The following is an 18,829-nucleotide window of genomic DNA, read 5'->3' on the forward strand; positions in this document are numbered from 1 at the left end:
CCCTGAGCTGCGCGTGCCCTAGGCAGGCAGCAGGGGTGGGAGCAGATTTTTACCCCAGCCAATCGTGCCAGATGGGATGGATAATTCAATACACTCTTGCTGCTTTAGGAACCTCCCCCTCATCTTTCACTAGTCTCTCGCGAGACAGGCAAACGATCCTGCTGAATTTAACAGACTGGCAACCCTGTTTCAGGGGTAAATATCAGGGATTTATTCCATAAATTAGATTGTTCTAGCATTCAATTCTGTGAAGAATAGGGGTAGAGAAATTTGATACTAAAAAAGCTTTTCTGCCAACGCGCCCCCAGGGGAAGGAATCACGCTCACCATGTTCACTATCGACAAGTCGCACAAGCTCGACGATGTCTGCTATGACATTCGCGGCCCGGTGCATAAAGAGGCCCGCCGTCTCGAGGACGAAGGCCACCGCATCATCAAGCTCAACATCGGCAACCCGGCCCCGTTCGGTTTCGATGCGCCGGAAGAGATCATCAAGGATGTGATCCTCAACATGCCCCAGAGCCAGGGCTACTGCGACTCCAAGGGGCTCTTCTCGGCCCGCAAGGCGGTGATGCAGTACTACCAGCAAAAGGGGATGCGCAAGGTCGACATCGACGACATCTACATCGGCAATGGCGCCAGCGAGCTCATCGTGATGGCCATGCAGGCGCTGCTCAACAACGGCGACGAGATGCTGGTGCCCTCCCCCGACTACCCGCTCTGGACCGCCGCCGTCACCCTCTCCGGTGGCCATGCGGTGCACTACCGCTGCGATGAAGGGGCAGACTGGCATCCGGATCTGGACGACATCCGCGCCCGCATCACCCCGCGCACCCGCGGCCTGGTACTGATCAACCCGAACAACCCGACCGGCGCCGTCTACGGCAGCGAATTCCAGCTGGAACTGATCGAGATCGCCCGCCAGCACAACCTCATCATCTTCGCCGACGAGATCTACGACAAGATCCTCTACGACGACATTTCCCACACCAGCGTCTGCACCCAGTGTGACGATGTGATGGTGGTGACCTTCAACGGCCTCTCCAAGGCCTACCGCGCCTGCGGCTTCCGTCAGGGCTGGATGGTTATCACCGGGCCCAAGGGCCGTGCCAGGGGCTACATCGAAGGGCTGGAGATGCTGGCCTCCATGCGGCTCTGTGCCAACGTGCCCATGCAGCACGCCATCCAGACCGCCCTGGGTGGCTACCAGAGCATCAACGAGCTGATCCTGCCGGGCGGCCGCCTGCGCCGCCAGCGGGACAAGGCCTGGGAGCTCTTGAACGAAATCCCCGGCGTCTCCTGCGTCAAACCCAAAGGGGCGCTCTACATGTTCCCTCGCCTGGATCCCAAGGTGTATGACATCCGCGACGACCAGAAGATGGTGTTCGACCTGTTGCAGCAGGAGAAGCTCTTGCTGGTGCAGGGCACCGGCTTCAACTGGCCGGCGCCGGATCACTTCCGGCTGGTATTCCTGCCCCGGGAAGAGGAGCTGGAAGAGGCCATCGGCCGCCTCGCCCGCTTCCTCAAGAGCTACAAGCAGTAAGCTCCACTCATGAAAAAGGCTCCCGCGGGAGCCTTTTTGTTATCTGTCGTTTTTTATCCGTGCCATCAGCCTTGCAGCAGGGCGCCAGCCACCAGCACCCCCATGGTGATGAGAGCGACGCCCAGGATAAAGGGCAGCACCCAGCGCACGAAGCGATCGTAGGGGATCCTGGCGAGCGCCAACCCCGCCACCAGGTGGGCGGCGGTGGGAGCGAACAGGTTGATCCAGCCGGAGGCAGACTGATAGGCGGTGATCACCAGATCCCGCGAGATGCCGGAGAAGTCCGCCAGCGGCCCCATCAGCGGCATGGAGACGGTCGCCAACCCCGAGGTGGAGGGAATGAAAAAGCTCAGGATGATGTGCACCAGATAGGCCATCAGGATGAAGACCGACGACGACAGCCCGCTCACCAGCCCCTCGGCCCAGTGCAATATGGTGTCTATGATGACGCCCTGCTCCATCACCACATAGATGCCCCGCGCCACCGCGACCACCAGGGCCACCCCGATGAGATCCCGCGCCCCGTTAAGGAAGGTCGCCACATAGTTGGACTCCGGCATCCGGTTGATGATCGCAATCAGGATGGAGGCGCTGAAGAACAGGGTGGAGAGCTCGTCGAACCACCAGCCTAAAGTAGGCAGCAGATCGATGCCCAGATCCGACCAGGGCACCACGGCGTAGATCATCAGCAGGAAGGTGCCGAAGAAGACCAGCATGGTGAGTTTCTGCTTGCCGGTGAAGGCGAGATTGCCGCTCTTCATCTGGGAAAACTCGTCGTCATAGACGATGTCGGCCAGCACGGAGCGGGACTTGTCCTGCTGCACCTGCTTGGCGTAGCGCATCACGAACCAGGAGGCGAAGATCACCAGCAGCAGCCACTGGATGACCCGCAGGCCAATCCCCTCACCGATGGGAATGCCGGCAAAACCGGAGGCGATGCCGGTGGCAAAGGGGTTGACGGTGGAGGCCAGCACCCCGACCCCGGAGCCGAGCAAGATGATCCCCGCCGCCACCATGCGATCGAAGCCAGCGGCCATCATCACCGGCACGATGAGCGCCCAGAAGGCCACCGTCTCCTCCGCCATGCCGAAGGTGGAGCCACCGAGGGCGAACAGGGCAATCAGTACCGGAATAAGCAGCCGCTCGCGCCCGGCGAAGGCGCGCACTATGGCCCCCACCCCGGCATCGAGCGCCCCGCTCTGCATGGTCACCGCCAGAAAGCCGCCGATGATGAGCACGAATAGCGCCACATCGGCCGCCTTGTGAAAGCCCTGGATCGGTGCCTTGAGCACCTCGAACACCCCCTGCGGTTGGGAGGGGAGCTCGGTGTAGCTGCCGGGCACCGGCAGCAGCCGCTCGTCGCCGCTGTAGTCGGCCACGGCCGCCGCCGCAACAGGCTGCTGGGTCTTGGCGGTCAGGTAGTTGTATTTGCCCGCTGGCAGCACCCAGGTCAGGGCCGCCATCAGGGCGATGATGATAAACAGCAGGGTATAGACTGTGGGGAGTTGGCGCTTCTTGGGCGCCTCGGTTGATGTGGTCATAGCTTCCGTACCTCGGCAATGCCGTCATGTGATCCAAACAGCGCAAGCCTAGCGGGTTTGATATGGGGAAAAGGTGATCGTGGATAATAAAATTCCGCAACATGGCGGGATTTTTGCCAAAAAAACAGGGCCCCGCAGGGCCCTGTTTTCACTTGAGTCAGGCTCAGAGCTCGACAACGTCGAATGTCACGTCCGGATTCACATCCGCATCGTAATCGACCTCGTCCAGACCGAAACCGAACAGGCGCAGGAACTCCTGCTTGTAGCCGGCGTAGTCGGTGAGCTCGGACAGGTTCTCCGTGGTGATGGAGGGCCAGAGGTCGCGGCAGGTCTGCTGCACGTCTTCACGCAGCTCCCAGTCATCCATGCGGATACGGGCCTGCTCGTCCAGCGCCAGATCAGCGCCGTACAGGCGGGTACGCAGCATGCGATCCACCTGCTCCATACAGCCTTCGTGGATGCCCTTCTCTTTCATGATCTTGAAGGCCATGGAGATGTAGAGCGGCATCACCGGAATGGCAGAAGAGGCTTGGGTCACCACGGATTTCAGCACGGCCACGTGGGCAGTGCCGCCCTTGGCAGCCAGATCGCCACGAATGGCGGAGGCGGCGCGGTCCAGATCTTCCTTGGCGCGGCCCAGGGTACCATGCCAGTAGATGGGCCAGGTCAGATCGGTGCCGATGTAGGAGTAGGCCACGGACTTGGCGCCGTCGGCCAGCACGCCCGCATCACGCAGGGCCGCCATCCACAGCTCCCAATCCTGACCGCCCATGACGGTGATGGTGCTCTGGATCTCTTCCTCATTCGCCGGCTCGACGGTGGCGGTGATGATCTGATCCTTGTTGGTGTCGATGGCAGTGGAGGTGTAGACCTCACCGATGGGTTTTAGCGCGGAGCGCACTACTTCACCGGTATCCGGCATCTTGCGTACCGGGGAGGCCAGGGAGTAGACCACCAGATCGATTTGACCCAAATCCTGCTTGATGAGCTCGATCACCTTGGCGCGGCACTCGTGGGAGAAGGCGTCACCATTCACGCTCTTGGCGTAGAGGCCAGCCTCTTTGGCAGCCTTGTCGAAGGCGGCGGAGTTGTACCAGCCGGCGGAGCCCGTCTTGGTCTCGGAGCTCGGCTTTTCGAAGAAGACGCCAATGGTGGCGGCGCCGCTACCGAAGGCAGTGGCAATCCGGGAGGCCAGACCATAACCGGTGGAGGCGCCGATCACCAGTACCTTCTTGGGACCATTCTCGATGGTGCCCTTGGCCTGGGTGTAAGCAATCTGGCGACGAACATTGGCTTCACAACCGACCGGATGAGTGGTGGTGCAGATAAAGCCGCGAACCTTGGGTTTGATAATCATATGGGGTCTCGACACCGTTAAATGGATGAAATCGTGGCATAAGATACCTCATTGTGACCCGCTATGGTGCTCTGATGTGTTGAACTGCGGGGAAAACGACCAGGATGCCACCGATTTTAGCGACAATGACCACCCAACGGGCGGGTTGCATGACCCCCAGTGGCACACCGGGGGGATCGGCTCGCCCCATGACGACATCCTGGCGGGAGTCGATGGCACTGGTCGATTGTCTGGTCAGGCGCCATGTACTAATGTGCAAAGGAAGGATCCAAGGAGGAGCCTATGTCACGCGTGCTGATCATCTCACTTGGCTGCCTGGTTGCCGCTACTACTCTGGTCGCCCGGGCCGATGTCTATCAATGTACCCGCAACGGCAATATCACCTTCAGCGACATCCCCTGCACCGGTGACAGCAAGCCGGTACGGATGAATGTCTTCATCCCCTCGGCCGAGGAGGTCGAACGGGCAAACAAGCGGACCCGGGATATCGAGGAGAACCTGGCCAGCAGTCGGCAGCAGCGCCAGCTTGAGGCCCTGCGCCCCGAGATGGGCGCCAAGGGTCACAAGATGAACCCCGAGATGACCAGATTCAGCGAGGGCCAATCAGACTCCACCACCTCCGAGACTGGCGAAACCCGACGCCTGGATGTGCCGGCTGTGACGCGTCAGTATCAAGACGAGATGGAGGCGCTGAACAAGCGTCTCTCCACCCTCAAGGCAAAATAAGCGCACAGTCCTCCAGCCCGGGTTCATAAGGATGCTGCTACCCCGGGAATATTGCGCTTCGCCGGTGGAAGAAGGTTATCAAGGGGAACAAGAGGGCGCATTCGGTTATTTCCCACACACTTCATACTGATTCATCGTCTATTTCGGCCGCCCCTGACGACCACCAATCCACCTTCCCCCTCCAGCCGATATCCCGGCGCCTCAACGCCATTGCAGCCCTCATCGGCATCGGTCGATATTCATCTAACGCCGAAGTGATGAAATAAAAGCCCCAATGTAGCGACGACAATATCAAGTGCCAAAAGAGACGCCTTCATGCCAATATCAGGGACGGTCAGAAAGGGGCGACAATATAAAAGAGCCTTATTCGAGACCGCACCATCAAGCAGCCATAATATCAACATTGAAAATTAAAGAGTTAATTCAGGCTCGATGATGATTCATCAAAGAGCAATGCTATTGTTAATTCACTCAGATTAAGGTCGGTCTGTCATTCAAGGGGCTCATGGAGGAGCTCTGTCATGTTCTGGAATCAAAAAACAAGCAAGGAAGTGAATGAGCAGGTAGCAAAGATGGCAGAGTTGAATGCTTTCGAGCAGGCCATCCAGTCCCAGGTGCCTTTCATCCAGTTTACCCCGGCAGGAGTGGTCACCTTCGCCAACGAGCTGTTTCTCAAGATCGTGGGCTTTGGACGTGAAGAGGTGATTGGCAAGCACCACAGCACGCTCTGTTTTCCGGAGGACGTCAAGACCCGAGATTATGAGAGCCTGTGGCAGGATTTGCGCGGTGGCATCTCCCGCAACGGGCGCTTCATCCGCCAGTCGAAATCGGGCAAGGCGGTCTGGCTGGAAGCTACCTATTTCCCCATCGTGATCGACGGCAAGGTGGTGCACGTCTCCAAGGTCGCCTCCGATGTGACACCGCAGCAATCCTCCCTCGAGCGCACCCAGGCCTTGCTGGCGGCGCTGGACAAGTCGCTGGCAGTGATCGATTTCCAGCCGGACGGTACCGTCATCACCGCCAACCAGAACTTCCTCCACTGCTTCGGCTACCGGCTGGAGGAGGTGGTCGGCAAACACCATCGCCAGTTCTGCGATCCCGAGTTTTACCAGAAAAACCCCAACTTCTGGCGCGATCTTGGCTCGGGGGACATCAAGTCCGGACTCTTCATGCGCCTTGGCCATCACGGGGAGAAGATCTGGCTGGAGGCGACCTACAACCCCATCTTCAACCACGAGGGCAAGGTGGTCAAAATCATCAAGCTGGCGAGCGACATCACCGAGCGGGTCGAGAAATCCATCTCCACCCGGGAGGCGGCCCAGAAGGCCTGCGCCATCGCCAGCGAAACCGTCGCCAGTGCCGCCAAGGGGCGGGAGGTGATCGACAAGGTGCTGGAGACCTCCTCTCACATCAACACCTCGGTCAACGAGGTGAGCAAGCAGATAGACCTGCTCAATCAGCAATCCAAGAGCATAGAGTCCATCATCTCCACCATCAGCGGCATCGCGGATCAGACCAACCTGCTGGCACTCAATGCCGCCATCGAGGCAGCCAGGGCCGGCGAGCAGGGCCGGGGGTTTGCGGTGGTCGCCGACGAGGTGAGGCAGCTGGCGGCCAGAACCTCGACCTCCACCAACGAGATCGTCTCCGTCATCAAGCACAACTCCGACATCACCTCCAAGATCACCCAGACCGTCTCCGTCGTCTCAGGCAAGGCGGTGGCGGGGCAGGATCAGGCCAACATCATCGCCGACGTCATCAAGGAGATCATCGAAGACGCGAACTCGGTCTCGGACACCGTCAAGAGTCTCTCCATCTGAGCCTGGGGTGCACCATCCAATAAACAACGCGGGGCCTGGCCCCGCATTGTTTATTGTCATTCAGGATGTGTGAAAAGGCGTCAATCCTCTCCCTGCAGATAGTGCCTCGCCTCCTCGTCGGCCTGACCCAGGGCCAGCTCCCACAACTCGGCGATGCAGAGCCCCTCCTCCCCCACCGCCGCTTCCTCCAGGGCCTCCAGGGCCCTGGCATCGGCCAGGGTGAAAGGGTGGTGGCTCAGTAAAACTTTGGCCTCGGCCAGCAACTTCATGTCGCTCATGGTGTGGCTCCTTCATGGCCAGCATAGATCCCTGTCCAGACTGTAGCCGATCGGGGGGAAGTCAACTCTGGGCGGCGGCGCTGCGCACCCGGTTTTTGCCCGCGGGCAACTGACCGACCCCGATGCCGGCCAGCACGGCGGCGCAGGCAACCCATTGCAAGGCACCCAGCGTCTCCCCCAGCAGCAGATAGGCGAGCAGCAGGGTAAAGACCGGGATGAGGTTCACATAGGCGGCCGCCAGGGTCACCTTCACCTGGGTGACCGACCAGTTGTAGAGCAGGTAGGCGCCGAGCGTCACGAAGGCGCCGAGGAAGAGGATGACCCCCATGTCCTGCCAGTCCCAGTCCGCAGGCCAGGGGGCACTGAAGGCGAAGGGGGCGAAGAAGAGGGTGCCGACGAAGGCCTGCAGGGCGGTCAGGGTCAGCACGCCGTAGCGGCTGGAGAGCTTCTTGAACACCACTGAGTAGGTGGCGGCGCAGAGCATGGCCCCCATCTCCAAACTGTTGCCGAGCAAGGCATTGGGAGCGAACTCATCGGCCCCCTCGGCCAGCCCCAGCAGGGCGATGCCGCAGATGGCGATCGCAAAACCCAGCAGCTGGCGGCGGCTCACCCGCTCCCTCAGCAGCACGAAGGCCACCAGGGCCACCATCAGGGGCAGCAGCGCGCAGACCATGCCCGCCTGCCCGGCACTGGTGTAGCGCAAGGCGTTGACCTCCAGCAGAAAATAGAGGCAGGGCTCCAGGGCGCCCATCAGGGCCAGCCAGCGCCAATCCCCTTTTTGATAGTGGAAGTTGCCGAGGTGACGGTAACACAGCAGCCAGCAGCCCGATGCCACCGCCATGCGCATAAACAGCACCTGGCCGAAGGACCAGACCTCCAGCACATGTTTGAGGGCGATAAAGGAGCTGGACCAGAGCAACATGGCCAGGGTGAGGGTCAGTATGGGTAGCGGGCGCACAATGCCTCCATGAATTGGGCCCCCGAATAATAACCATACGGCCTTGCGGTTGTCTAAAGGCACCTAACATCAGATAATACCGCCGCCTTCACACCGGAAAACCCATCGTCAATGACTGAGTACCTGCTTTTACTGGTCAGTACCGTGCTGATCAACAACTTCGTGCTGGTGAAGTTTCTCGGCCTCTGCCCCTTCATGGGCGTCTCCGGCAAGCTGGAAACCGCCATCGGCATGGGACTGGCCACCACCTTCGTGATGACGCTCGCCAGCGCATGCTCCTATCTGATGGAGCACTATATCCTGATCCCGCTGGACATCGCCTATCTGCGCACCCTGGGCTTCATCCTGGTGATCGCCGTGGTGGTGCAGTTCACCGAGATGGTGATCCGCAAGAGCAGCCCGACCCTCTATCGTCTGCTCGGCATCTTCCTGCCCCTCATCACCACCAACTGCGCCGTACTGGGCGTCGCGCTGCTGAGCATCAACGAGCGTCACAACTTCATCCAGAGCATCATCTACGGCTTCGGGGCTGCCTGCGGTTTCTCGCTGGTGCTGATCCTGTTTGCCGCCATGCGTGAGCGTCTGGTGGCCGCCGACGTGCCGGCCCCCTTTCGCGGCGTCTCCATCGCCATGGTCACCGCCGGCCTGATGTCCCTGGCCTTCATGGGCTTTACCGGCCTCATCAAGATATAGCGCTATGACTCACATACTCTTTGCCATCCTGGTGCTGGCCCTGCTGGCCCTGGCCTTCGGCATCATTCTGGGCTATGCCGCCGTCAAGTTTCATGTGCAGGCCGACCCCATCGTCGACCAGCTCGATGCCCTGCTGCCCCAGACCCAGTGCGGCCAGTGCGGCTACCCGGGCTGCAAGCCCTACGCCGAGGCGCTGGCCAACGGCGACAAGATCAACAAGTGCGTGCCCGGTGGCGATGCCACCATGCGCAAGATAGCGGATCTGATGGGGGTCGAGCCCCAGCCGCTGGACGGTGGTGACGAAGCGGCCGTCCCCGTCAAGAAGGTCGCCTTCATTCACGAGGACATGTGCATAGGGTGCACCAAATGCATCCAGGCCTGCCCGGTCGATGCCATCCTCGGCGCCACCAAGGCGATGCACACCGTCATCGCGGACGAGTGCACGGGGTGCGATCTCTGCGTCGACCCCTGCCCGACCGACTGTATCGAGATGATCCCGGTGCCGACTACGGTCGACAACTGGAAATGGGATCTGGCCAAGGTCGCCATTCCGGTCAAGATAGTGGAATAAACAGCGGAGTAACCATGCAGCATCTGCTCGAACGCATCAAAGCCGGCACACTCTGGGATTTTCACGGTGGCATTCATCCTCCCGAGAACAAGCACCAGTCCAGCCTGACCCCCGTCGTGGACGCGGGTCTCCCCCCCCAGCTCATCATCCCGGTGCGCCAGCACGCGGGCCCGGCCGGCGAACTGCTGGTGCGGGTGGGTGACAGGGTCAAGAAGGGGCAACCGCTGACCCGTCATGACAAGGGCCGCATAGTGCCGGTGCACGCCTCCACCTCGGGCACCATCACCGCCATCGAACAACACACGGTGGCGCATCCCTCGGGCCTGGACGATCTCTGCGTCATCCTGACCCCGGACGGGGAAGATGCCTGGGGTGAGCGTAACCCCCAACCCGACTATTGGAATCTGGAGCGGGGCGAGCTGCTCGATCGCATCCAGCAGGCGGGGGTCGCTGGGCTCGGTGGCGCCGTCTTCCCGACCCACAGCAAGCTCGATGGCCGCGGCCAGCTCACCGAGATCCTGATCGTCAACGGCCTGGAGTGCGAACCCTACATCACCACAGACGATCGGCTGATGCAGGAGTATGCCGACGAGATCATGGAGGGCATCCGGGTGCTCAAGCACCTGCTCAAGCCCAAGCTCACCCTGATCGGGGTGGAAGACAACAAGCCGGCGGCCATCGACGCCCTGACACGCCATGCCACAGACGCGGATGTGCTGGTCAAGTCGGTGCCGACCAAGTACCCCTCCGGCGGCGCCAAGCAGACCATAGAGCTGCTCACCGGGCGCCAGGTACCCAAGGGGGGCCGGGCGGTCGACATGGGCATCATGGTGCTCAACGTCGCCACCGTTTTTGCCATCAAGCGCGCCATCATCGACGGCGAGCCGCTCATCTCGCGTATCGTCACCCTCACAGGGGATGCCTTCAAGCAACCGGGCAATGCCTGGGTGCGGCTCGGCACGCCGGTGCGCTGGCTGCTGCAGCGCTTCGAGCTGCAACCGGAAGCGGATCAGCGGGTCATCATGGGGGGCCCCATGATGGGCTTCACCCTGCCCCATGCCATGGTGCCCGTGGTCAAGGCCACCAACTGCCTGCTCTCCCCCACCCGCGCCGAGCTGCCGCCCCCCGGCCCCGAACAGGCATGCATCCGTTGCAGCGCCTGTGCCGACGCCTGCCCCGCCAACCTGCTGCCCCAGGAGCTCTACTGGTACAGCCGGGTCAAGGAGTATGACAAGGCCGAGAAGCTCAACCTGTTCGACTGCATAGAGTGCGGGGCCTGTGCCTGGGTCTGCCCGAGCGAGATTCCCCTGGTGCAGTACTACAAGATTGCCAAGGATGACATCCGCGAGGTCCGTGCCGAGCATGAGAAGGCGGAGCGCGCCAAGCAGCGCTTCGAGGCCAAGCAGGCCCGCTTCGAGCGGGACAAGGCCGCGCGGGAGGCTCGCCACGCCGAGGCCGCCGCCCAGCGTCGCCAGGCCATGGCCACGGCAGGGGGGGATGATCCCGTCGCCGCCGCTCTGGCCCGCCTCAAGGCCAAGCAGGACGCCGCCAGCGCAGAGCCCCAGCCGGACAACGCCGCCATGATGGCCGCCCGCGAGGCGCGCAAGCAGGAGGCGCTGGCGCGCCGCGCCGCCAAGGCGGTCGAGACCGCACAGCCGGATGATGTCGGCACGGCTGTCGTTGCCGAAGCCGATCCCAAGAAGGCCGCCATCGCCGCCGCCCTGGCCCGCGCCAAGGCCAAGAAAGCGGCCCAGGCTGCCGGTGACGAGACCAGCAACACGGCTGCCGCTCCGGGCGAGCCGGTGGCTGAGCCCGCGGCCGAGGCCGACCCCAAGAAGGTCGCCATTGCCGCCGCCCTGGCCCGCGCCAAGGCCAAGAAAGCGGCCCAGACTGCCGGTGACGAGACCAGCACCACGGCTACCGCTCCGGGCGAGCCGGTGGCTGAGCCCGCCTCCGAGGTCGATCCCAAGAAGGCGGCCATCGCCCGCGCCAAAGCCAAGAAGGCTGCCCAGGCTGCCGGTGACGAGGCCAGCAACACGGCTGCCACTCCGAGTGAGCCGGTGGCCGAGCCCGCTGCCGAGGCCGATCCCAAGAAGGCGGCCATCGCGGCTGCCATCGCCCGCGCCAAGGCCAAGAAGCTGGCGGCCGCCGCCGAGGTCGCGCCCGACGCACCCGTCCCCTCAAGGGACGCCGTGAACGACACGCTAGCCGCCCCGAGCGAGCCGGTGGCCGAGCCCGCCCCCGAGGTCGATCCCAAGAAGGCGGCCATCGCCGCTGCCATCGCCCGCGCCAAGGCCAAGAAGCTGGCGGCCGACGCCGAGGTCGCGCCCGACGCACCTGTCCCCTCAAGTGACGCCGTGAGCGACACGCAGGCCGCCCCGAGGGAGCCGGTGGCTGAGCCCGCCCCCGAGGTCGACCCCAAGAAGGCGGCCATCGCCGCCGCCATCGCCCGTGCCAAGGCCAAGAAGCTGGCGGCCGACGCCGCGGCGCACACTCCTTCCCCTTCGACCGACAAGAGCCACTGATCCATGTTCAATCTCGCGAGTGCGCCCTTCGCCCATAACCGCAGACAGACCCAGACCCTGATGCTACTGGTGATCCTGGCCTGTCTGCCCGGCTTCCTGGCCCAGACCTGGTTCTTCGGCTGGGGGACCCTGATCCAGATCCTGCTGGCCCTGGTGACGGCCCTAGGCTGCGAGGCCCTGGTCCTGCGCCTGCGCGGCCGCCCTGTCAAACCGGCCCTGCTGGATGGCAGCGCGGCCCTCACCGCCGTGCTGATCGGCCTCTCCCTGCCCCCCCTGCTGCCCTGGTGGATGCTGGTGCTGGGCACCGCCTTTGCCATCATCATCGCCAAGCACCTCTATGGCGGGCTCGGTCAGAACCTGTTCAACCCGGCCATGGTGGCCTATGTGCTGCTGCTGGTCTCCTTCCCGGTCCAGATGACCAGCTGGCTGCCCCCCTCCAGCATCGCCGCCTACGGGGTCGACTTTGGGGACGCCGTCTCGGTGATCTTCACCGGCTTCAGCCTGGACGGCTACAGCCTGGCGCAGCTCAAGCAGGGGGTGGATGGCCTGACCATGGCCACTCCCCTCGACACCCTGAAGACGGGCCTGACCCAGGGACTCACCGCCAGCGAAGTGATGACTCACGCCGTGTTTGAGGGTTGGGGCGGGATTGGCTGGAGCTGGGTCAACCTCGGCTACCTGCTGGGTGGCCTCTTCCTGTTGCAGCAGAAGGTGATCAACTGGCGCATTCCCACTGCCGTGCTGGGGGCCCTGCTGCTCTCTGCCACCCTGGGTGATCTGGCCACGCCGGACGCTACCGCCACCCCCATGCTGCACCTGTTCAGCGGCGCCACCATGCTGGGGGCCTTCTTCATCGCCACCGATCCGGTGAGCGCCAGCACCACGGCCAGGGGTCGCCTCATCTACGGCGTGCTGATCGGCGTGCTGGTCTACCTCATCCGTCGCTTCGGCGGCTACCCGGACGCCTTCGCCTTCGCCGTGTTGCTGGCCAACCTCTGCGTGCCGCTCATCGACAGCCTGACCCGTCCCAAGGTCTATGGGGATCGCCGCAAATGAGCCAGCCTCTTGCCGACAGCCAACCTCTGCGTAGCCACCCCCATCGACAGCCTGACTCGTCCCAAGGTCTAGGGGGATCGCCGCAAATGATCATCGCGCACATCTCACTCTCAGGAGCCTTCCCATGTTAAAGAGCATGCGCAAAAACGGCGTCACCCTGGCCCTGTTCGCCCTGGCCTGCACCGCCATGGTGGTGCTGACCAACGAGCTGACCCGGGATCGCATCGCCCACCAGCAACAACTGGAGAAGTTGCGCACCCTGGAGGCCCTGCTGCCGGCGGGGAGCTATGACAACGATCTGGTGGCCAGCTGCAGGCTGGTCACCAGCCGCGAGTACCTGGGCAGCGATCAGCCCATGCCGCTCTATACCGCCACCCTCAAGGGGGAGCACACCGGCTATGCGCTGGAAACCGTGGCTCCCGACGGCTACAGTGGGGCCATTCGCATGGTGGTCGGCACCGATGCCAGCGGCGCCATCAGCGCGGTGCGGGTGCTGGCTCACAAGGAAACCCCGGGTCTTGGCGACAAGATCGAGCTGAAGAAATCGAGCTGGATAGAGAGCTTCGTCGGCAAGTTCCTCACCAAGGAGAACGCGGCAAGCTGGGCGGTGAAGAAGGATGGCGGCGAATTTGACGCCTTCACCGGCGCCACCATCACCCCGCGCGCTGTGGTCAAGGCGGTGAAGAATCTGCTGCTGCTGCAACAGGAGCACCCTGAGCTGCTGCAAGAGGCCCCCTCCTGTGACGCCACACCCTGACAGTGGAGCCCCGTATGACGCATACAACGGAACAAGCAATGGAACAAGTTGATGTGATTGACGGCCAGAGCCCGGCCGATGAGGGCAACAGCCGCCGCGAGGAGCTCAAGGAGCTGATGCTGCAGGGGCTGTGGAAGAACAACCCCTCCCTGGTGCAGGTGCTGGGGCTCTGCCCGACCCTGGCGGTCTCCTCCACCTTTACCAATGCCCTGGGGCTGGGCCTTGCGACCATGGTGGTGCTGGTCTGCTCCAACCTGGCCGTCTCCCTGGTGCGCAACTGGGTGCCCAAGGACATTCGCATCCCGGTCTACGTGATGATCATCGCGGCCCTGGTGACCAGCGTGCAGCTGTTGATGAACGCCTACACCTATGGCCTCTATCAGGCGCTCGGCATCTTCATCGCCCTCATCGTCACCAACTGCGTCATCATAGGCCGAGCCGAGGCCTATGCCTCCAAGAACCCGCCCCTGCTGGCGGCCATTGACGGCTTCATGATGGGGCTGGGGTTCACCCTGGTGCTGCTGTTGCTGGGGGGCCTGCGTGAGATCATCGGCATGGGCACCCTGTTCGACGGCGCCGACCTGCTGCTGGGGGAGTGGGCCAAGTCCCTGCGCATCGAGCTGTTCCATGCCGATGCCAGCCTGCTGCTGGCCATTTTGCCGCCGGGGGGCTTCATCGGCCTGGGCCTGCTCATCGCCGGCAAGAACGCCATCAACGACTGGATGGGCCGCAAACAGCGTGCCGACAAGGCGCACTGCAGCCTGCCCGCAGCCGGTGCCCGCACCACCCAGCTCTGAGGGCTGGCACCAAGACAGACATGAGACGCGATGAATAACCAAAAACGCAGAGAGATACTGGAGCGGTTGCGGGAGAACAACCCGCACCCCACCACCGAACTCAACTTCACCACGCCGTTCGAGCTGCTGATCGCCGTGCTGCTGTCGGCCCAGGCGACCGATGTCAGCGTCAACAAGGCCACCGACAAGCTCTATCCGGTGGCCAATACCCCGGCCGCCATGCTGGCTCTCGGGGTGGACGGCGTGAAGGAGTACATCAAGACCATTGGCCTGTTCAACACCAAGGCCGAGAACGTCATCAAGACCTGCGCCATCCTGCTGGAGCGCCACGGCGGCGAGGTGCCGGAAAATCGCGAGGCACTGGAAGCCCTGCCGGGGGTAGGGCGCAAGACCGCCAACGTGGTGCTCAACACCGCCTTCGGCTGGCCCACCATAGCGGTCGATACCCATATCTTCCGGGTGTCGAATCGCACCGGCTTCGCGGTGGGCAAGAACGTGGATCAGGTCGAAGAGAAGCTGCTGAAGGTGGTGCCCGCCGAGTTCAAGCTGGATGTGCACCACTGGCTCATCCTGCACGGGCGCTACACCTGTCTGGCGCGCAAGCCACGCTGCGGCTCCTGTATCATCGAAGACCTGTGCGAGTACAAAGAAAAGGTCTACCCACTGAGCTGAACGACCTCCTGTCCGTTCACAGCCCGACCTCAAGACCTAGATAGAAAGCAGTACCAATCACCAACCCGGAGAATTGAGCAATGAGAATTCTGCATACCATGCTGCGCGTCGGCGACCTGCAACGCTCCATCGACTTCTACACCCGCGTGCTGGGCATGACACTGCTGCGCAAGAGCGAGAACAGCGAATACAAGTACACCCTGGCCTTCGTCGGCTACGGTGACGAGAAGGATGAGGCCGTCATCGAGCTCACCTACAACTGGGGTGTGAGCGAGTACGAGCTGGGCTCCGCCTACGGCCACATCGCTCTGGAGGCGGACGACATCTATGGTACCTGCGACGCCCTGCGCGCCGCCGGGGCCAAGATCACCCGCGAGCCGGGCCCGGTCAAGGGTGGCACCACCGTCATCGCCTTCGTGGAAGACCCGGACGGTTACAAGATTGAGCTGATCGCCAAGAAAGACACAGGAACCGGCCTCGGCGTCTGAGCCAGACCGGCATCCTCGCGGTGACATAGCAAACGGGGCCCAGGGGCCCCGTTTTTGTTGGTACTCTGCCAGCCGTCCACCATCAGGCGAGACGGAAGCGGCCTATGGTCTGGCGCAGGCTCGCCGCCAGCTGGCTCAGCTCCAGACAGGCGCGGGCGGTGTGATCGGCACCGGTCGCCACCTCGTTGGAAGACTCGTTGATCCGCTCCACGTTGCGGCCCAGCTCGTCGGAGACCGCATCCTGCTCACCGCAGGCGCTGGCGATCTGGATCGCCATGTCGGCAATCTGACCGACCGCCTCCTCGATCTGCTGGATCCCCGAGCTGGTCTGCTCGCTCTGGCTCACGCACTGGCGGATCATCTCGCAGCTCTGGCTGGTCACCGCCTTCGCCTGGTTGGCACGAGCCTGCAGGGTTTCGATGATGGCGGCGATCTCGCCGGTCGAGGCCTGGGTACGGCCCGCCAGGGTGCGCACCTCATCGGCCACCACCGCAAAGCCGCGCCCCTGCTCGCCGGCGCGGGCCGCCTCTATGGCGGCATTGAGCGCCAGCAGGTTGGTCTGATCGGCGATGCCGCGAATGACGTCCACGACCAGGTTGATCTGGGCCGATTCGCGCTCCAGCTCCGCCACTAGGGTGCCCGCCTGCTCCATCTCCTCGGCAACCCGGGTGATGGCCACCAGGGCGCCCTGCACATCCTGATTGCCGCGACGGGCCAGGGCATTGGCCGAGCTGGCTGATTCCGAGGCGACCTCGGTGTTGCCCGCCACATCGGCCACCGTCGCCTTCATCTGGGCCATGGCGGTCGCCACCAGGGAGATCTCCTGCTGCTGGCTCTGGATCCCCTGGGCCGACTGCTCGGAGACGGCGCTCACCTCCTCGATGGCGGCCCCCAGCTGGGTCACGGCGGCGACCACCTCCTCGATGAGACCGCGCAGGTTGTCCTGCATCTTGAGGAAGGCACTGGCCAGCATGCCCAGCTCATCCTGCCCTATGTGCTGGCGATCCAGCCTGTGGGTCAAGTTCCCCTGCGCGATGGCATTGGCCTAGGCGACCACGGCCTGTAACGGCAGGCAGATCTGGCGCGTGAGGAACCAGGTCATCACCCCCATGAACAGCAGCAGGGCGCCGATGCTCACAGTGGCGAAGGTCGTCACCATGTTGACGCTGCCAAGCAGGCTGCCGCGGTTCTCCTTGACGAAGCCGAGGTTAACGTCCACCAGGGCATTGACCCCCTGCTCCAGCTCGGTGTAGCTCCCGTTGGACTGGAACAGCGCGTCCCTGGCCTGCTCCTTGAGTCCCTGCACCAGCAGGCTGTCGACCCGGTTGACCGCGCTCAGGTAGTGCAGCCACTGCTGCTTGGCCCGGTTGAACACCTGGCGCTCATGCTCGGCCCCGACGGTGGCCTCATAGGCGCTAAGGGCGCGCTCAACCTTGGCCACGCTCTCCTGGATGCGGCCGCGACGGGCCTGCACATCGGAGGCATCCTCGACCATCAGCAGGGCAAACTGGGCGCGGCGTACATAGGAGACGTCGTAGAGCAGGTTCTCTACCGAGATCACGCTCGGCAGGGTGGAATCGGTGAAATTCAGCACCCGATCCCGCATGCCACGCTGTTCGCTGGCGAGAAAAAGATCGAATATCACGTTGATGGCGGCAATAACCGCAAAGACCACCGCAATCTTCGTGCCGATGGAGAGGTTCTTGCAAAACATGTTGGCCGGTGATCCTCGACTGCTGATACGCAGGGGCGATCACATCCGTGTAAGTGGTGACCCGAGACACCTGACGGGAAAACGAAACAACGCGAACGAACGGGAAGCGCATTCACAGGCGCGCCCCCTGCCACAGCTGCCGCCCTCGTTCATCCTTCTCGTGTTGCACAGGGCCATGTCATTTGGCATGTGCCCGGGATACAAGATCGGATGACCACAAACTTGAGGCGATTGCCGCAATCGGTCCGCGAGCATGGACAAACCGGGGGCCAGGTTATGTAATGGCGCTCTCGTCTCTCCCAACCACAGTCCCCCGAGGCCCCATGGATAACGCGTCGACCCTCAGCCCCTCCTGGTCAGTCCAACTGCGCGAGCAGATAGCGGATCGCCCCCTCGTCGCCCTGGGGCTGCTGCTCGCCCTGGCCGCCGTGCTGCTGCTCCTGTTGCAGAGCCTCGTCATGCTGGCGGCCGGTGACATCAGCCCCGGGGTGCGTTATGGCCTTATCGGCGGCGCCGCCGGGTTTGCTGCTACGGCGCTTGGCGCCCTGCCCGCCCTGTTCCTGCGATCTGTTCCCCAGCGGGTGGAAGACGCCATGCTGGGTTTTGCCGCCGGCATGATGCTGGCGGCCAGCGCCTTCTCCCTGCTGCTGCCGGGACTGGAGGCGGCCGAGGGGATCACCGGAGACGGCTTTCTCGCCGCCGCCGTGGTGGTGGCTGGCATGACCCTGGGGGTCTTGCTGATGCTGGGGCTGGATCAGTTCACCCCCCACGAGCACGACAAGACAGGCCCCTGCGGCCCCGGCCACGAGAGCTGCTCCCGGGTCTGGCTGTTCGTGTTTGCCATCGCCCTGCACAACCTGCCGGAAGGCATGGCCATCGGGGTCAGCTTCTCCCAGGGGGACATGGCGGTGGGGCTGCCGCTCACTACCGCCATCGCCCTGCAGGACATCCCCGAAGGGCTGGCGGTGGCGCTCGCCATGTGCGCTGCCGGCTTTCGTCCTTCTGTCGCCGTGCTGGTGGCCATCGGCAGCGGCCTGCTGGAACCACTCGGATCCCTGCTCGGGGTCGGGCTTGCCAGCGGTATGGCCATCGCCTACCCCATTGGCCTGGGGCTCGCGGCAGGGGCCATGCTGTTCGTGGTCTCTCACGAGGTGATCCCCGAGACCCACCGCAACGGCCACCAGACCCACGCCACCCTGGGTCTGATGGCAGGCTTTGCACTGATGATGACCCTGGATACGGCTCTGGGTTAACCGGAAATCCCCTACCCTCTTGATTCGAACGGCGGCGCTCGGCGCCGCCGTTATCTTTTGCTATCATCCCCGCCAACTTT

General features: G+C 63.1%; 16 protein-coding genes and 2 pseudogenes. 13 read left to right on the top strand and 5 right to left on the bottom strand.

The annotated features are described in order from the left end of the window. Positions 1–328 precede the first annotated feature (328 nt). Complete coding sequence (locus KI797_RS12700) at positions 329–1,543, top strand: pyridoxal phosphate-dependent aminotransferase (RefSeq protein WP_005326864.1); 1,215 nt, start codon at positions 329–331, stop codon at positions 1,541–1,543. 65 nt (positions 1,544–1,608) lie between these two features. On the opposite strand, the gene KI797_RS12705 is transcribed toward KI797_RS12700, so the two are convergent. Together KI797_RS12705 and fabV are read right to left on the bottom strand one after the other, a co-directional pair. Continuing rightward, a complete protein-coding gene (locus tag KI797_RS12705) occupies positions 1,609–3,084 on the bottom strand; it encodes a YfcC family protein (protein WP_226169577.1) in 1,476 nt (491 codons plus the stop codon). A gap of 163 nt (positions 3,085–3,247) precedes the next feature. Continuing rightward, positions 3,248–4,441 carry an enoyl-ACP reductase FabV gene (gene fabV, locus KI797_RS12710; protein WP_139751411.1) on the bottom strand — a complete coding sequence of 398 codons (1,194 nt, stop codon included), beginning with the start codon at positions 4,439–4,441 and terminating at the stop codon, positions 3,248–3,250. Between the two features lie 282 nt (positions 4,442–4,723). Here fabV and KI797_RS12715 point away from each other — a divergent pair, with 282 nt between their 5' ends. From KI797_RS12715 to KI797_RS21215, 3 genes and pseudogenes are all read left to right on the top strand, one after another. Next, positions 4,724–5,167 (top strand): DUF4124 domain-containing protein, encoded by a 444-nt coding sequence (locus KI797_RS12715; protein ID WP_226169579.1) that lies wholly within the window; start codon positions 4,724–4,726, stop codon positions 5,165–5,167. A 572-nt stretch (positions 5,168–5,739) separates the two neighbouring features. After that, positions 5,740–6,447 (top strand): annotated as a pseudogene (locus KI797_RS21210) (PAS domain-containing protein); the annotation flags it as partial. 150 nt (positions 6,448–6,597) lie between these two features. Then, a complete protein-coding gene (locus tag KI797_RS21215) occupies positions 6,598–6,987 on the top strand; it encodes a methyl-accepting chemotaxis protein (protein WP_409241608.1) in 390 nt (129 codons plus the stop codon). An 80-nt stretch (positions 6,988–7,067) separates the two neighbouring features. Here KI797_RS21215 and KI797_RS12730 read toward each other — a convergent pair whose 3' ends face one another. Next, the gene (locus KI797_RS12730; protein WP_161507326.1) at positions 7,068–7,265 is read right to left on the bottom strand and encodes a hypothetical protein; all 198 of its coding nucleotides are present in this window, start codon (positions 7,263–7,265) and stop codon (positions 7,068–7,070) included. 61 nt (positions 7,266–7,326) lie between these two features. Then, positions 7,327–8,223, bottom strand: a complete 897-nt coding sequence (locus KI797_RS12735; protein ID WP_161507327.1) for a DMT family transporter — start codon at positions 8,221–8,223, stop codon at positions 7,327–7,329. Between the two features lie 111 nt (positions 8,224–8,334). On the opposite strand from KI797_RS12735, the gene rsxA reads away from it, so the two are divergent. The 8 genes from rsxA (at position 8,335) to gloA (ending at position 15,782) form a co-directional block, all read left to right on the top strand. Further along, positions 8,335–8,916 carry an electron transport complex subunit RsxA gene (gene rsxA, locus KI797_RS12740; RefSeq protein ID WP_005326871.1) on the top strand — a complete coding sequence of 194 codons (582 nt, stop codon included), beginning with the start codon at positions 8,335–8,337 and terminating at the stop codon, positions 8,914–8,916. 4 nt (positions 8,917–8,920) lie between these two features. Beyond that, a complete protein-coding gene (gene rsxB / locus KI797_RS12745) occupies positions 8,921–9,487 on the top strand; it encodes an electron transport complex subunit RsxB (RefSeq protein WP_161507328.1) in 567 nt (188 codons plus the stop codon). A gap of 14 nt (positions 9,488–9,501) precedes the next feature. Continuing rightward, entirely contained in the window at positions 9,502–12,012 is a 2,511-nt protein-coding gene (gene rsxC / locus KI797_RS12750) for an electron transport complex subunit RsxC (RefSeq protein ID WP_161507329.1), read from the top strand. A gap of 3 nt (positions 12,013–12,015) precedes the next feature. Beyond that, complete coding sequence (gene rsxD, locus KI797_RS12755; RefSeq protein WP_139751790.1) at positions 12,016–13,068, top strand: electron transport complex subunit RsxD; 1,053 nt, start codon at positions 12,016–12,018, stop codon at positions 13,066–13,068. Positions 13,069–13,192: 124 nt separating this feature from the next. Further along, on the top strand, positions 13,193–13,825 hold the full coding sequence (gene rsxG / locus KI797_RS12760; RefSeq protein ID WP_139751791.1) for an electron transport complex subunit RsxG: 633 nt from the start codon (positions 13,193–13,195) through the stop codon (positions 13,823–13,825). 38 nt (positions 13,826–13,863) lie between these two features. Then, positions 13,864–14,622, top strand: coding sequence for an electron transport complex subunit E (locus KI797_RS12765; RefSeq protein ID WP_161507331.1), 759 nt, complete (start codon positions 13,864–13,866; stop codon positions 14,620–14,622). 30 nt (positions 14,623–14,652) lie between these two features. Next, positions 14,653–15,294, top strand: a complete 642-nt coding sequence (gene nth / locus KI797_RS12770; protein ID WP_139751792.1) for an endonuclease III — start codon at positions 14,653–14,655, stop codon at positions 15,292–15,294. Between the two features lie 80 nt (positions 15,295–15,374). Next, complete coding sequence (gloA, locus tag KI797_RS12775) at positions 15,375–15,782, top strand: lactoylglutathione lyase (RefSeq protein ID WP_025326535.1); 408 nt, start codon at positions 15,375–15,377, stop codon at positions 15,780–15,782. 82 nt (positions 15,783–15,864) lie between these two features. On the opposite strand, the pseudogene KI797_RS12780 reads toward gloA, so the two are convergent. Continuing rightward, positions 15,865–17,496, bottom strand: a pseudogene (locus KI797_RS12780) (methyl-accepting chemotaxis protein). Positions 17,497–17,819: 323 nt separating this feature from the next. Here KI797_RS12780 and KI797_RS12785 point away from each other — a divergent pair. Beyond that, positions 17,820–18,749 (top strand): ZIP family metal transporter, encoded by a 930-nt coding sequence (locus KI797_RS12785; RefSeq protein ID WP_226169581.1) that lies wholly within the window; start codon positions 17,820–17,822, stop codon positions 18,747–18,749. Positions 18,750–18,829: the final 80 nt, after the last annotated feature.

Source organism: Aeromonas media (assembly GCF_020423125.1).
Lineage (GTDB): Bacteria > Pseudomonadota > Gammaproteobacteria > Enterobacterales > Aeromonadaceae > Aeromonas > Aeromonas media.